This is a genomic window from Amycolatopsis deserti, assembly GCF_014653945.1.
GTDB classification, from domain to species: domain Bacteria; phylum Actinomycetota; class Actinomycetes; order Mycobacteriales; family Pseudonocardiaceae; genus Amycolatopsis_E; species Amycolatopsis_E deserti.
This window is the reverse complement of sequence record NZ_BNAU01000013.1, coordinates 119788-134002: the sequence shown is the minus strand read 5'-3', so window position 1 is coordinate 134002 and position 14215 is coordinate 119788. Positions and strand designations below refer to the sequence as shown.

The window sequence follows — 14215 nt, the reverse complement described above, 5'->3', positions numbered from 1 at the left end:
CACGCCGGCACTCAAGGCCGGTGTGCCGATGAAACGCGCCCGAAAACGGAGTGATGCATGTCTGTGGAAACCTCCCCGGCGCCGGCAGCCACGCTGCGGGTGATCCGCCGGGACGGCGAGGCCTCGCCGTTCGACGCGAACCGGATCTCCGTCGCGCTGACGAAGGCCTTCCTCGCCGCCGAGGGCGACGGGGCCGCCGCGTCGTCGCGGATCCACCACGTCGTCGGCGAGCTGACCGCGCAGGTCGAGTCGTCCCTGCGCCGCCACGCCACCGGGGACGCCGTGCACCTGGAGCAGATCCAGGACCTGGTGGAGCTGGCGCTGATGCGCGGCGGCCACCACAAGGTCGCGCGCGCGTACGTGCTCTACCGCGAGGAGCACGCCAAGGCCCGCGAGACCGCCCCGCCCCCGGCGGCGATCCGCGTCAAGCACCCGGACGGCGAGCTGCGCCCGCTGGACCGCGAGCGCATCGCCCGCGTCGTCGGGGAGGCCGTCGCCGGGATCGACGACGTCTCGGCGGAGCCGGTGCTGGCCGAGACCGAGCGCAACCTCTACGACGGGATCGGCGCCGACGAGCTGGCCCTGGCCCTGATCATGGCCGCCCGCACGCTGGTCGAGCGCGAGCCCAACTACTCGGCCGTCACCGCGCGCCTGCTGCTGGACAAGCTGCGTGGTGAAGCTCTGAGCCACCTCGCCGGCGAGCCGCGCCAGGCGTCGCACGCCGAGCTGGACTACCCCGGCTACTTCCGCGACTACCTGCGCCACGCGATCGAGCTGGAGCTGGTGGATCCGGAGCTGGCCCGCTTCGACCTGGACCGGGTCACCGCCGCGATCCGGCCCGAGCGCGACCTGGACTTCGGCTTCCTCGGCCTGCAGACCCTCTACGACCGGTACTTCCTGCACTCCGACGGCACCCGGTTCGAGCTGCCGCAGGCGTTCTTCCTGCGCGTGGCGATGGGTCTGGCCCTGCGCGAGGACGACCGCGAGGCCCGTGCCGTGGAGTTCTACGACCTGCTGTCCAGCTTCGACTTCATGGCCTCCACGCCGACGCTGTTCAACTCCGGCACCACCCGGGCGCAGCTGTCGTCGTGCTTCCTGACCACGGTCGAGGACAGCCTGGACGCGATCTTCCAGTCGTACAAGAACAACGCGCTGCTGGCGAAGTACTCCGGCGGGCTGGGCAACGACTGGACCCCGGTGCGCGGGCTGGGCGCCCACATCAAGGGCACCAACGGCACCTCCCAGGGCGTGGTGCCGTTCCTGAAGATCGCCAACGACACGGCGGTGGCGGTCAACCAGGGCGGCAAGCGCAAGGGCGCGGCGTGCGCGTACCTGGAGACCTGGCACATCGACGTCGAGGAGTTCCTCGACCTGCGCAAGAACACCGGCGACGACCGGCGCCGCACCCACGACATGAACACCGCCAACTGGGTGCCCGACGAGTTCCTGCGCCGCGTCGAGGCCGACGCGCAGTGGACCCTGTTCTCCCCCGACGAGACCCCGGACCTGCACGACCTCTACGGCAACGCGTTCGCGCAGCGCTACCGCGAGTACGAGGCCGCGGCCGACCGCGGCGAGATCCGGGTGTTCCGCCGGGTGCGGGCGGTGGAGCTGTGGCGGCGGATGCTGACCATGCTGTTCGAGACCGGGCACCCGTGGATCACCTTCAAGGACCCGTGCAACCTGCGCTCGCCGCAGCAGCACGCCGGCGTGGTGCACTCGTCCAACCTGTGCACCGAGATCACGCTGAACACCAGCCCCGACGAGGTCGCGGTGTGCAACCTCGGCTCGGTCAACCTGGCCCGGCACGTCACCGCCGACGGCCTGGACACCGCGAAGCTGGAGCGCACGGTGCGCACCGCGGTGCGGATGCTGGACAACGTCGTGGACATCAACTTCTACACCATCCCGGAGGCGCGCCGGTCCAACCTGCGGCACCGCCCGGTGGGCTTGGGGCTGATGGGCTACCAGGACGCGTTGTTCACGCTCGGCCTGCCGGTGGACAGCCCGGAGGCGGTGGAGTTCGCCGACCGCAGCATGGAGCACCTGAGCTACCACGCGATCGCCGCGTCGGCGCAGCTGGCGCAGGAGCGGGGCGCCTACGAGACGTTCTCCGGCTCGCTGTGGAGCCAGGGCGTGCTGCCGCTGGACTCGCTGCGGCTGCTGGCGCAGGCCCGGGTGGGTGACGCGCTGGAGGTCGACTCCTCGTCCACTCTGGACTGGGACGCGCTGCGTGAGCGGGTGCGCGGCGGGATGCGCAACTCCAACGTCATGGCGATCGCGCCGACCGCGACGATCTCCAACATCTGCGGGGTCGGGCAGTCGATCGAGCCGCTGTTCCAGAACCTCTACGTCAAGTCGAACATGTCCGGCGACTTCACCGTGGTCAACCCGCACCTGGTCGCGGCGCTGAAGGAGCGCGGCCTGTGGGACGAGGCGATGGTGGCCGACCTGAAGTACTTCGACGGCAGCCTGGCGCGGATCGACCGGGTGCCCGCCGACCTGAAGCGGCTCTACGCGACCGCGTTCGAGATCGACAGCCGGTGGCTGGTGGACGCCGCCTCGCGCCGGCAGAAGTGGATCGACCAGGCCCAGTCGCTCAACCTCTACATCGCCGCGCCGAGCGGCCGCAAGCTGGACGAGCTGTACCGGTACGCGTGGCACAAGGGCCTGAAGACGACCTACTACCTGCGGGCGAAGGCCGCCACGAGCGTGGAGAAGAGCACGCTGCGCGGCACGGACGGCAAGCTCAACGCGGTGCCCGCCGCGGTCCCGGCTGCCGTGCCCACTGCTGTGCCGGAGCCCGAGTTCGCCGCCTGCCGGATCGACGACCCCGACTGCGAGGCCTGCCAGTGACCACCACCGAAACCGACCAGACCGGCCTGGGCGCGATCAGCCGCGGCGCCGACCGGGTCAGCGTCGACGACAAGGCGATGATCAACGCCCGCGCCGACGTCAACCAGCTGCTGCCGCTGAAGTACCACTGGGCGTGGGAGAAGTACCTGGCCGGCTGCACCAACCACTGGATGCCGACCGAGGTGGCGATGCAGGCCGACATCGCGCTGTGGAAGTCGCCGGACGGGCTGACCGAGGACGAGCGCCGCATGGTCAAGCGCAACCTCGGCTTCTTCGCCACCGCCGAGTCGCTGGTGGCGAACAACCTGGTGCTGGCGGTGTACCGGCAGATCACCAACCCGGAGTGCCGCCAGTACCTGCTGCGGCAGGCGTTCGAGGAGGCCGTGCACACGCACACCTTCCAGTACATCTGCGAAAGCCTGGGCCTGGACGAGGGCGAGCTGTTCAACGCCTACCGCGAGGTCCCGTCGATCACCGACAAGGACGCGTGGGCGCTGCGGTACACGCGCAACCTGGAGAACCCGGACTTCGCGACCGGCACCGCGGCCGCGGACCAGGACTTCCTGCGTGACCTGGTGGCCTTTTACGTGGTGTTCGAGGGCATGTGGTTCTACACCGGGTTCGCGCAGATCCTGTCGCTGGGGCGGCGCAACAAGATGGTGGGGATCGCCGAGCAGTTCCAGTACATCCTGCGCGACGAGTCGATCCACCTGAACTTCGGCATCGACTGCATCAACCAGATCAAGATCGAGAACCCGCACCTGTGGTCGCCGGAGTTCCAGGCCGAGGTGCGCGCGATGCTCGCCGAGGCGTGCGAGCTGGAGGTCGCCTACGCGCGGGACACGATGCCGCGCGGGATGCTCGGGCTGTCGGCGGCGCTGTGCGAGCAGTACCTGCACTTCATCACCGACCGGCGCGCCCAGCAGCTCGGGCTGGCCCCGATCTTCGGCGAGAACGAGAACCCGTTCCCGTGGATGTCGGAGGCGATGGACCTGCGCAAGGAGAAGAACTTCTTCGAGACGCGGGTGACCGAGTACCAGACGGGTGGATCGCTCGCCTGGGACTGATCACCGGGTGAAGTTCACCCTTGCCGGGGGCGGGGGGTGTGCGGGACGGTGGTGATCACACGTGTTGTCGCAAGGAGGCGCGATCGTGACCAGTGCCGTCGTCCGGGCGTTCCGGGAACGCGTTCCACCCCTGACCGCCATCCCCCTCCCCCGGGCCGTCGACCGCAGGCTGCTGGACCAGCGGTGGCCGGTGCGGGAGCTGGCGACCCCGCCGGCGGGCAGCGGTCTGGAGCCGATCATCGGCGACGCGGGGGCGCCGATCGTCGGGCACGCCATCGAGTCGATGCGGTTCGGGCTGGACTTCGCGCTGCACCGGTTCGACAAGTACGGGCCGGTGTCGTGGATGGGGGCGTTCGGGCAGCGGATCGTCGTGCTGGCCGGCCCGGACGCCACCCAGGCCGCGCTGGTGAACAAGGACAAGGCGTTCTCGCAGGAGGGCTGGCAGTTCTTCATCGAGCGGTTCTTCCACCGCGGGCTGATGCTGCTGGACTTCGAGGAGCACCACCTGCACCGGCGGATCATGCAGGAGGCGTTCACGCGCGACAAGCTGGCCGGCTACATGCGGCAGGCGGCGCCGGTGCTGCGCGAGGGTGTGGCGGCCTGGGCCGGCGCCGAGCGGCCGCGGCTGTACTGGCTGCTGAAGCGGCTCACGCTGGACGTGGCGTCGCGGGTGTTCATGGACATGCCGCCGGGCGCGGACGCCGACGCGATCAACCGGGCGTTCGTCGGGACGGTCCGGGCGGCGACGGCGCTGGTTCGGGTGCCGGTACCGGGCGGCCGGTGGGCGGCGGGCCTGCACGGGCGGCGCGTGCTGGAGCGGTACTTCGCGGAGAAGCTGCCGTCGAAGCGGCGCAGCGAGGGCGCGGGCCTGTTCTCGGCGCTGTGCCACGCGCGCGGCGACGACGGAGCCGAGTTCACCGACGACGACGTGGTGAACCACATGATCTTCCTGATGATGGCGGCCCACGACACGGCGACGATCACCAGTTCCGCGGTCGCCTATCACCTGGCGAAGCACCCTTCGTGGCAGGAACGGGCGCGCGAGGAGTCGCTGGCACTGGGTGACGAGCTGCCGGATCTCGAGGCGCTGGAGTCGTTGAAGACGCTGGACCTGGTGATCAAGGAGGCGCTGCGGCTGACGGCGCCGGTGCCGTCGCTGCCGCGCAAGACGGTGAAGGACACGTCGGTGCTGGGGCACTACATCCCGGCCGGGACGATGTGCAGCGTTTCGCCCAACACCAACCACTATTCGCCGGAGCACTGGACGAACCCGCGCGCGTTCGACCCGGAGCGGTTCGCGGAGGGTCGGCGGGAGGACAAGTCGCACCGGTTCGCGTGGATGCCCTTCGGCGGCGGGGCGCACAAGTGCATCGGGATGCACTTCGGGAACAACGAGGTGAAGCTCCTGATGCACGAGATGCTGCGCACGTACCGCTGGTCGGTGCCCGAGGACTACCGCATCAAGTGGGACTACGTGTCGCTGCCGGTCCCGGTGGACGGCCTGACGGTGCGGTTGCGGCGCCTGCGCTGAGGCGGACGGCTACCGGCTGCGCGCCCGCAACACATCCAGCGCCTTGTCCGCGTGCACGGCCATCCGCAACTCGCTCTTGATCACTTCCAGCAGGTGGCCGTCGGGGGCGATGACGAACGTCTGGCGCTTCGTCAGCAGCGGGCCGAACGAGCGCCGCACGCCGAAGGTTCGCGCTACCTCGCCCTCGGGGTCGGACAGCAGCGGGTAGTCGAACCCGTGCCGCGCCGAGAACTCCTGCTGCCGCGCCACCGGGTCCGGGCTGATCCCCACCCGCTGGGCGCCGACCTCCGCGAACTCCTTCGCCAGGTCCCGGAAGTGGCAGCTCTCCGCGGTGCACCCCGGAGTCATCGCCGCCGGGTAGAAGAACAGCACCACCGGCCCCGACGCCAGGAAACCGCTCAGCGAGCGCGGCTCACCCCGCTCGTCCGGCAGCGTGAAGTCCGGGACGATCTCCCCCGGCTTCACCCGGTCACCGTCGCGTCGGTGTGCTGCTCGATGAGCTGGTCCACCTCGTCGCCGGTCGCCGTCTCGGCCACGAACGCGCCACGCGCGGCGATCACGCCGTGCCGCCGCAGCCGTTCGGCCTGCTCGTGGCTGCGCACACCCTCGGCGCCGATCCGCAGCTTCAGCTCCCGCGCCCGCGTGATCAGCTGGTCCAGGTGCCGCGCCGCGATCTCCGGCTCACCGTCGGCGAGCGCGTCGACGACCGGGCCGGACAGGATCACGTGCTGCACCGACAGCCGGTGCTGCGGGATCAGCTCCAGATCCGCCGACCCCTGCACCGTGAGCACCAGCTTCGCGCCGAGATCGGCCAGCACGGTGAGCGAGTCGAGCACCTCGCCGCGCGGGTCGAGGATCGAGTCGCTGTCCGTGCACAGCCGCAGCGCCTTGGCCGGCAGCTCGTTGCGGTCCAGCTCCTCCTTGACCATCGCCACCAGGTCCGGCTCGATCGCGAGCCGGTTGGGCAGCCGGATGCACACGTCCGGCGCGGCGTCGCCGTAGCGCTCGCGCCAGCGCGCGGTCGCCCGCAACGACTCGGTCAGCAGCCACTTGCCGAGCGGGATCGTCATACCGGTGGTGTCGGCCAGCGGGAAGAACTCCTCGGCGGGCAGCTCGCCCAGCTCCGGGTGGTGCCAGCGCAGTCCCGCGTTCACCGCGGCGATCTCGTCGGGGTTGGCCAGCTTCACGGTCGGCTGGTAGATCAGCTCGAACTGCCCGTTCTCCAGGGCGCCGGCGATCTCCGCGCCGAGCCGGTAGCGGGCCCGATCGCGGGCGTCGAGCTCCGGGTCGAACAGCATCCACTGCGCCTTGCCGGCCTCCTTGGCGCGGTGCAGTGCGATCTCCGCGGCGCGCTCGATGTCCTCGACACCGCCGTCACGCACGTCCCGCACCACGATCCCGGCGCTGGCGCTCACCCCGACGCCGTGCTCGCCGATGTAGATCGGCTCGGCCAGGTCCTCCAACGCGGTCTCGACGAGGGCGATGACCTGCGGCGGGGTCAGCTCGCCGCGCAGCAGCACGGCGAACCCGTCACCGGACAGCCGCGCCACCAGGGCGTCGTGCTCGGCGAAGGCTTCCTTCAGCTTCTTGGCGACCCCGCGCAGAACCGCGTCGCCGACCCCGGCGCCGAGGCCGTCGTTGATCACCTTGAACCCGTCGAGGTCGAGGTAGACCAGCGCGATCTGGCCGCGTGCCGACGGGCTGAGCGCGGACTCCAGCAGGGTCCGGAAGCGGGAGGCGTTGGACAGGCCGGTGAGCGAGTCGTGGATGCTCTGGTGCCGCAGGGTTTCCTGCAGCGTGTGGACCTCGTTCGCGTCGGCGGCCATCAGTACCGGGTAGAGGGTGCCGGGCCGGTCGCCGGGCAGGCGGGTCAGGACGATGTCGGCCCACACGCCCGCGTCGTCGGCGTGGGCGAGGCGGACCCGGTCGGCGAACTCCTCGAGGTCGGTCTCGGCCAGTTCGGCCAGGCCGGTGGCCAGCTTTTCGCAGTCGCGGTCGTCGAAGCCGAGTTCGGTGAGCCGGCGGCCGCGCAGGCGGTCGGGCCTGTGCCCGAGGAACTTGCCGAGCTCCTTGTTGACCTCGACGATCGTGCCGTCCGGATCGGCCATCGCGATGCCGATGGGCGCGGTGCTGTAGAGCGTGGTGAACCGGCGCAGGGCGGCGTCGCGGGCCGCTTCGGCCTCGGCGACGGCGTTGCGCGCGAAGTCGTGCAGGAGCTGCTCGAGCTCTTCCGGGGGAAGTGATACTCCGTCCGTGTCAGCCAACCGCGCGGCCCAGCGACGGGCCACGTCCGCCAACCCTGGTGCGGCACCAGGTTCCGACACGCTCCACCTCTTCCGGAGAACGACAACGGCCAGGTCAGCCCCGGTCCGGGCGCTGACGGGCCCACCCCGGGCCGGATCCGTCCCGGAGTCATGCCACGCCATCACGCCCGGACAGACTTGTCTACCGGCCGAACGTGTGATGATCAGTGTAGATGCCGTCACGGTTGGTGATCTTTTCGGCTACCGCGTCCGGGCGCGGTCAACAGATCAGCCGTGCCCTCGCGGGTGTCCGGACGCAGGGAAAGCAACTGGGAGTGGCGACCCGTCGGGCGCGGTCAGCCGCCACACCGCGACCCGTCCGGTGGCCGCCGTGCCGCCGGGGAGCCGGGTCGGGCGCTCGTCGATCCGGGTGAAGCCGAGCCGCGCGGGGACGGCTCCACTGCGGTGGTTGGCCACGTCGTGGACGATCTCCACCCGGTTGGCGCCGACGCGGAACGCCTCGGTGGTCAGCAGCCGCGCCGCGCGGGTGGCCCATCCGCGGCCGGTGTAGGCCTTCGCCAGCCAGTAGCCGATCTCCAGCCCGCCCCGGCCGATGCGCGCCATCAGCCCGCAGCTGCCGGCGACCGCCCCGTCCGGCCCGACGATCGCGTAGTCGAACGTCTCGGCCGCGAGCCAGCTCTCCCGCGTCAGCGTCAGGAAGTCCCGCGCGTCGCGCTCGGTGTAGCCGTCCACCGCCCACGGCATCCACGGCGCGAGGTGGTCCAGGGACTCGTTCACGAGGCGGTGCAGGAGCTCGGCGTCGCCGGCCCACCACCGGCGCAGCAGGATCACCCCGTCCGAGAGGGTCTCCGCAGGGATCTGCATCCCTCGATCATCCACGCCGCGGCCGTGCCCCGCACGGGACTTTCCGCCGGGACTCCTCAGCCGATCCCGGCCTCGATGTGGGCGAGGTGCGCGGCGAGGATGTCCTCGAACGCGGCGCCGCGGTCCGCGCCGAGTGGCCGGACCTCGCGGGCGAAGTGCGCCAGGGCGGGGAAGCGGTCGGGGTCGGCGCCCAGTACCGCGACGCGGAACAGCTCCACGCCCTGTTCGTACTCCTCGGGTGTGAGGGTGCCGATCCCGGCGTCGGCGGAGATCAGCGCGGCGAGCAGGACCACGACCCGGTGGTAGCGGGCCGGGATCTCCTCGTCGGGCAGGCCCGACGCCCGCAGCGCCTGCAGCACCTCCTCCATGACCAGCCGCGAACCGGTGCCGCTGGAGGCGTACCGCCCCCAGATCGTGGCGAGCTGCGGGTGCCGGCCGAAGGCCTCCCGCAGCCGCAGCGCCAGCGCGGTGATGCGCTGCTTCCAGTCACCCTCCGGGCGGTGACCCTCCACGGCGGCCAGCAGGATCCGGTCGGCGACCGCCCGCAGCAGTTCGGTCTTGTTGCGGAAGTGCCGGTAGAGGCTGGAGGAATCGGTCCCCAGCGCCGCGGCGAGCTTGCGCACGCTGAACGACTCGGCGTCGCTCGTGCGCAGCAGCTCCGCCGCCACGTCCAGGATCTCCTCGGTCGACCAACGCCTTCGGCCCGTCATCTCGCCCCTCTCGTCCGGACCCGAGTCTACCTGTGCACTTGCTGTTGCACGCACTGCGTGCATAATGGGGACAGTTGCCTCTGGAGAAGGAGAAGCAGGCATGAGCGAAACCGTCACGCGGCCCCCGGCACCGGACTTCGCGGCGATCACGCCGGAGGAACTGCGTGCCTACCGTGACGCGGAGAACCGTTTCCGCGCGTCCGAAGGGGCGCGGGAGATGCTCGGGCACCCGGACCCCGGCGCCACGATCGACTGGCAGCAGGTGCCGCTGCCCGGCCGCGAGCTGCCGGTCCGGGTGTACCGGCCGGTCGGGGCCAGAGCCGGGCACAGAGCCGGGCTGCCACTCGTGGTCCACGTGCACGGCAGCGGCTTCGTGGGCACGGCCACGCAGTGCGACTGGACCAACAGCCACCTCGCCGTGCGGCTGCCCGCGGTCGTCGTCTCGGTCGAGCACCGCCTCCTGGACTTCGACACGCCGCTGTCCGCGGCCGCCGACGACGGCTGGGACGTGCTCGAACACGTGGTGCGGCACGCCTCGCGGTGGGGCGTCGACGCCGGGCGCGCGGCCGTGTTCGGCGAGAGCTGCGGCGCGCTGATCAGCGCCCTGACGGCGATCCGGGCCAGGGACGCCGGCCTGCGCCTGGAAGCGCAGGTGCTGGTCAACCCGGTCGCCGACACGACCGCCACGATGCTCGACTACCCCTCGGTCACCGAGTACGCCCACACCCCGACGCTCTCGGTGCCGCAGCTCGAGCTCGTCCGGCGGCTCGGCGTGCCAACGGGAGCCGACGACCGTGCGGTCTCGCCGCTGCACGCCGGCGACCTGAGCGGGCTGGCCCCGGCGCTCGTGGTGGTGCCCACCCGCGACCCGGTGGCCGATCACGGCCGCCGCTACGCCGAGCGGCTGCGCGCGGCCGGGACACCGGCGCGGTTGGCCGAGTACCACGGAGCGGGGCACGCGTTCCTCACCCTGCCCGGCGTGGAACCCCAGGCCCGGGCCGCGCAGGCGGAGATCCTCGAGTTCCTCCGGGCCGCCCTCGTCCCGGGCGGGGAGGCGTTCTGATGACGAAGACACGATCAGCGCTCGCCGCGATGTACACGGGGCTGGGGCTCACCGTCGCCGCGACGGTCTTGCCGTACCTCGACAGCGATGCCCTGGCCGGTCACGTCCGGGCCGGCTATCCCGCCTACACCGAAGCGCAGATCGACTCGGCCGTCACCGCCTACCTCGTCCTGTTGTCCGTTCTGGGTGCGCTCGGCGCCGGCGCCTGGCTCTGGACGACCTGGGCGGTCCGGGCGGGCAAGCGGTGGGCCCGCCCCGCCGCGACCGTGCTGCTGGTGCTCGGCACCGGCGCCGGGCTGGCTGGACTGCTCACCAGGGACGTCTCGGGCGAGACCGGGCTGCCGCCCGAGCTGGGCTGGGCCGGGATGGCTCCCTGCCTGGCGGGCGTCGTGGCGGTCGCACTGTTGTGGCAGCAGCGCGGAAGGGAGACGCGGTGAACAGCGTCGGGATCATCGGGGTCGGCGAGATCGGCCGGGCCATCGTGGACGGCCTGCACCACGGAGGCGGCGAGGCGCCGGAGGTGTTCCTCTCGCCGCGGGGAGCCCGCACGGCCGCGGAGCTGTCCGAGCGCTACGCGGGCGTCCAGGTGTGTCCCGGCAACCAGGCGGTGGCCGACCGCGCGGACATCGTCGTCATCGCAGTGCGCCGTCAGGACCGGCACGAGGCACTTGACGGCGTGACGGTGGCGAGCGGCAAGATCGTGATCAACGTGATGGCCGGCGTCGCCAACGACGACCTGCGCGCGACGCTGGGCACCGAGGCCCCGATCGTCCGGGCCATCCCGCTGCCGGCCATCCGCGAACGCCGCTCCCTCACCGCGACCTACCCGGCCCATCCGGTGGCGGAGGCCTTCTTCGAGCCGCTGGGCGGGGTGCTCCCGGTCGCCGACGAGCGGGCCTTCGATGTGCTCTCCGCGGTGACGGGGACGCTGACCAGCCACTACTGGTACCTCGCCACGCTCACCTCGTGGGCCGCCGGTCACGGCATCGCCGCACCGGACGCGGACCGCTACGTGCGCAGCCTGTTCCAGGAGGTCGGCCGCGCCCTGGGCGACCGGACCCGCACGCTGGAGCAGCTGGCGGCCGACCACGAGACGCCGAAGGGGAACAACGAGCGCATCCGCACGACGTGGTTCACGCCCGCCAACGCGGCAGGGCTCACCCAGGCCCTCGACGGCCTGCTCGCCGACCTCGGCCGCTCCTAGGTGCTGGTCCCGCTTGGGTTGCGGTGCCAGTAGCCGGTGTGCTGCGCGGTGATTCCTGGGACGCGAAGAACGCCTGCGCCCGACTTCAGAACGCGACCGCGCTGGTCTGGGTCTAGTCGGGGCAGGACCGCGGCATCGGCCAGCTGGGATGGTGCTGGCCGTGTCGCGGTTTGAGTTGTTGTCGGTTGAGCAGTGGGCGTTGATCGAGGACTTGTCGCCGGCGCGACCGGGTAGGCCTTTTCGGATGCGCGGGCGATGGTGGACGGGATCATCTACCGGTACCGGTGCGGGATCGCGTGGCGGGATGTGCCGCGGCATCGCCACCCGCTACGCAACCTCGCCACCGTCCACCGCGCAGCCATCCCCATCCACGACGCCATCACCTGGACAAAGGCTTGTCAGACACGCCCTGGCTGCGCTCCTAGTTCATGATGGCGCTTTCGGGCACCACCGTGTCGTTGCGCAGCGCGTCGAACAGCTGCTTCGACTTCGTCTTGTCCCAGTGTTCGGCCGAGGCGGAGGTGACCGGCACCGTCGTGGACAGCACGCCGTCCGAGGAGATCCCGCGCATCGCCCAGGCCAGGCCGACCAGGTTGTGCAGGTGGTCGCCCTCGTCGATGGTCAGCGCGTCCGGGGCGGCGCTCAGCAGCGGGAACACGTCGAACGGGTTGAGCAGGGTGCCAGGGCTGGAGATCTCGCTGACCAGCGCGCCGATGAACTTGCGCTGGTTCTCCACCCGGTCCAGGTCCGACCGCGGCGTCGCGTCGCTGTGGCGCATCCGGACGAACCCGAGCGCCTGCGCGCCGTCGAGGTCCCCGCACCCGGCGGGGATCGTGATGCCGGTGACGGTGTCGTGCATCTCCTTGTCGACGCACATGGGCACGCCGCCGATCGCGTCGACGATGGTGGCGAACCCGCCGAACCCGATCTCGGCGTAGTGGTCGATGCGCAGCCCGGTGGCCTGCTCGACGGTCTTCACCAGCAGCGGCGCGCCGCCGATCGAGAACGCCGCGTTGATCTTGCTGGTGCCGTGGCCGGGGATGGCGACCTGCGAGTCGCGCGGCAGGCTGACCAGCGTCGGCTTGGTGTCGTTGTCCGGCAGGTGCGCGATCATCATCGTGTCGGTGCGCTGCCCGCCGCCCGCGGCCGCCACGTCACCGGTGACCAGGCGCTGCTCGTCCTCGGCGGTGAGCCCCTCACGGCTGTCCGAGCCGACGATGAGCCAGTTCGTGCCCGCCCCGGCGGCGGGGCGGCCCTCGTAGTCCTCCAGCGCGGCGATCCGGTTGATCGAGAACTCCAGGTACACCCACACGCCGGCGAGGAACAGCACGAACACCGACAGCAGGGTGAGCAGGACCTTGCCGGGGCCGAACCGGCGGCGCGGACGGCGCGCGACCGGCGGCGGGGGCGGCGGGACGTCGCCGCGGGAGGGCATCGCGCGGGTGGGCGGCGGTCCGGGACGGCGGGGCGGCGGCTGCCGGTAGCCGCCTTCGCGGCCGGGCAGCGGCATCATCTGCGCGGGCTGGTGCTGTCGCGGGCCGCGCGGCGGCACGCGCGGTGGGTAGCCGCCCTGGTTCGTCACGCCATCACCGTTCCCCGATCGACCGGCCCTAGGACGCACCTAGTGAACCGCAAACCTCTCGATCAAGGACGTCCAGCACCCCGAAAGGGTTGCTCACCTCTACCCGGGCAGGCGAAGCCGCTGGTCGGGACGCACCGACCAGGCCGTGAGCGGCGCCACACCCGCCGCGTCCAGGGCGAACTCGCGCGCCAGCCGGTTCCACACGCCGGGCCGGTACAGCATGGCGTGCCCCTCGGACATGACCTCGATGCGCACCACCCGCTCGGCGACCGCCTGGGCGCGCTCGGCGTAGGCGAAGGACTCGGCGGGACGGGTGATGCGGTCACGCGTGCCGTGGGCGATGACGACCGTCTTGCCCGTGACCGGTTCGACCGGCTCGCCGATCGGCGTCCACGGGGCCAGCGCCAGCACCGACCGGACCTGCGGATCGTCGGCCACCCGCAGCGCGACGCGGCCGCCCATCGAGTGCCCGGCGAGGAACACCGGCACGCCCGGCCGCTCGGCGCGGATCCGCTCCAGCGCCCACCGCGCGTCGGCCACCGGGTGCAGGTCGGGGTCGTTCCAGCCGCGGACCCGGTTGCGCAGCAGCCGAACCTCGACGCCGTGCGGGCCGCCGGCGCGGAGGATCTGCCGCGCCAGCGGCACCATGCGCAGGTAGGCCAGGCCCCACGGGCGGACCACGTTCAGGCCGTTCTCGGCGCCGCCGTGCAGGACCAGCACCACGGCGCGCACCGGCCCGCGGGCGCGCCAGGTGGTCAGCACGGGATCACTCGTCACACCCCGGGCAACACCACGGACGGCGGGATTCTTCCGCCGCCGGCAGAGCCGCTTTGGGTGAGCCCTCGACCGCCACCGCCGCGGGGTTGATCGGGCGGCGGCGCGTGGACGGGCGGGACGGCGGGCAAGGAACCTGCCGCCGACCCCCCGGCGGGGTGACTGCTTCCTCAGCGGCCGCGGGTGGGCCGCCAACCGGTGCCGTTGGGTTGACCGGGCGGCGGCGCGCGGAGCGCATCCGCCGAACGTGGGCCGGCGGGCGGGAAACTTCCGCTGGCCACTCGGACGGGATGTCTGCTT

12 protein-coding genes are annotated in these 14215 nt (G+C 71.7%); 6 read left to right on the top strand and 6 right to left on the bottom strand.

Features of this window, described 5'->3' with window-relative positions; all coding sequences use genetic code 11:
* Positions 1 to 57 precede the first annotated feature (57 nt).
* The 3 genes from IE290_RS36325 to IE290_RS36315 all read left to right on the top strand — a co-directional run bounded on the left by IE290_RS36325 (position 58) and on the right by IE290_RS36315 (position 5454).
* A complete protein-coding gene (locus IE290_RS36325) occupies positions 58 to 2856 on the top strand; it encodes a ribonucleoside-diphosphate reductase subunit alpha (RefSeq protein WP_191249286.1) in 2799 nt (932 codons plus the stop codon).
* A complete protein-coding gene (locus IE290_RS36320) occupies positions 2853 to 3923 on the top strand; it encodes a ribonucleotide-diphosphate reductase subunit beta (RefSeq protein ID WP_191249284.1) in 1071 nt (356 codons plus the stop codon). The genes IE290_RS36325 and IE290_RS36320 overlap by 4 nt, the downstream gene beginning before the upstream one ends.
* 85 nt (positions 3924 to 4008) lie before the next feature.
* Entirely contained in the window at positions 4009 to 5454 is a 1446-nt protein-coding gene (locus tag IE290_RS36315) for a cytochrome P450 (RefSeq protein ID WP_191249282.1), read from the top strand.
* A gap of 9 nt (positions 5455 to 5463) precedes the next feature.
* Here the strand turns inward: IE290_RS36315 and IE290_RS36310 are convergent, their stop codons facing one another.
* The 4 genes from IE290_RS36310 to IE290_RS36295 form a co-directional block, all read right to left on the bottom strand.
* Positions 5464 to 5919 carry a peroxiredoxin gene (locus IE290_RS36310; RefSeq protein WP_191249280.1) on the bottom strand — a complete coding sequence of 152 codons (456 nt, stop codon included), beginning with the start codon at positions 5917 to 5919 and terminating at the stop codon, positions 5464 to 5466.
* On the bottom strand, positions 5916 to 7742 hold the full coding sequence (locus IE290_RS36305; protein ID WP_191249278.1) for an EAL domain-containing protein: 1827 nt from the start codon (positions 7740 to 7742) through the stop codon (positions 5916 to 5918). The genes IE290_RS36310 and IE290_RS36305 overlap by 4 nt, the downstream gene beginning before the upstream one ends.
* A gap of 243 nt (positions 7743 to 7985) precedes the next feature.
* Positions 7986 to 8582, bottom strand: a complete 597-nt coding sequence (locus IE290_RS36300; protein WP_191249276.1) for a GNAT family N-acetyltransferase — start codon at positions 8580 to 8582, stop codon at positions 7986 to 7988.
* Positions 8583 to 8638: 56 nt separating this feature from the next.
* Positions 8639 to 9292: a TetR/AcrR family transcriptional regulator gene (locus IE290_RS36295; RefSeq protein WP_191249274.1), complete on the bottom strand. Its 654-nt coding sequence runs from the start codon at positions 9290 to 9292 to the stop codon at positions 8639 to 8641.
* 100 nt (positions 9293 to 9392) lie between these two features.
* On the opposite strand from IE290_RS36295, the gene IE290_RS36290 reads away from it, so the two are divergent.
* The 3 genes from IE290_RS36290 to IE290_RS36280 are packed head-to-tail and all read left to right on the top strand — an operon-like array spanning position 9393 to position 11559.
* Positions 9393 to 10355, top strand: a complete 963-nt coding sequence (locus IE290_RS36290; protein ID WP_191249272.1) for an alpha/beta hydrolase — start codon at positions 9393 to 9395, stop codon at positions 10353 to 10355.
* Positions 10355 to 10792 carry a hypothetical protein gene (locus tag IE290_RS36285; RefSeq protein WP_191249270.1) on the top strand — a complete coding sequence of 146 codons (438 nt, stop codon included), beginning with the start codon at positions 10355 to 10357 and terminating at the stop codon, positions 10790 to 10792. The genes IE290_RS36290 and IE290_RS36285 overlap by 1 nt, the downstream gene beginning before the upstream one ends.
* Complete coding sequence (locus tag IE290_RS36280; protein ID WP_191249269.1) at positions 10789 to 11559, top strand: NAD(P)-binding domain-containing protein; 771 nt, start codon at positions 10789 to 10791, stop codon at positions 11557 to 11559. Before IE290_RS36285 ends, IE290_RS36280 begins: the two co-directional genes overlap by 4 nt.
* A 421-nt stretch (positions 11560 to 11980) precedes the next feature.
* On the opposite strand, the gene IE290_RS36275 is transcribed toward IE290_RS36280, so the two are convergent.
* Together IE290_RS36275 and IE290_RS36270 are read right to left on the bottom strand one after the other, a co-directional pair.
* Positions 11981 to 13141, bottom strand: coding sequence for an LCP family protein (locus IE290_RS36275; protein WP_191249267.1), 1161 nt, complete (start codon positions 13139 to 13141; stop codon positions 11981 to 11983).
* A gap of 99 nt (positions 13142 to 13240) precedes the next feature.
* Positions 13241 to 13918 carry an alpha/beta hydrolase gene (locus tag IE290_RS36270; protein WP_191249265.1) on the bottom strand — a complete coding sequence of 226 codons (678 nt, stop codon included), beginning with the start codon at positions 13916 to 13918 and terminating at the stop codon, positions 13241 to 13243.
* Positions 13919 to 14215 lie beyond the last annotated feature (297 nt).

Coding starts and splice junctions, on each gene's coding strand:
- IE290_RS36325 (WP_191249286.1), top strand. CDS start 58: ATGTCTGTGGAAACCTCCCCGGCGCCGGCAGCCACGCTGCGGGTGATC.
- IE290_RS36300 (WP_191249276.1), bottom strand. CDS start 8,582: ATGCAGATCCCTGCGGAGACCCTCTCGGACGGGGTGATCCTGCTGCGC.
- IE290_RS36295 (WP_191249274.1), bottom strand. CDS start 9,292: ATGACGGGCCGAAGGCGTTGGTCGACCGAGGAGATCCTGGACGTGGCG.
- IE290_RS36290 (WP_191249272.1), top strand. CDS start 9,393: ATGAGCGAAACCGTCACGCGGCCCCCGGCACCGGACTTCGCGGCGATC.
- IE290_RS36285 (WP_191249270.1), top strand. CDS start 10,355: ATGACGAAGACACGATCAGCGCTCGCCGCGATGTACACGGGGCTGGGG.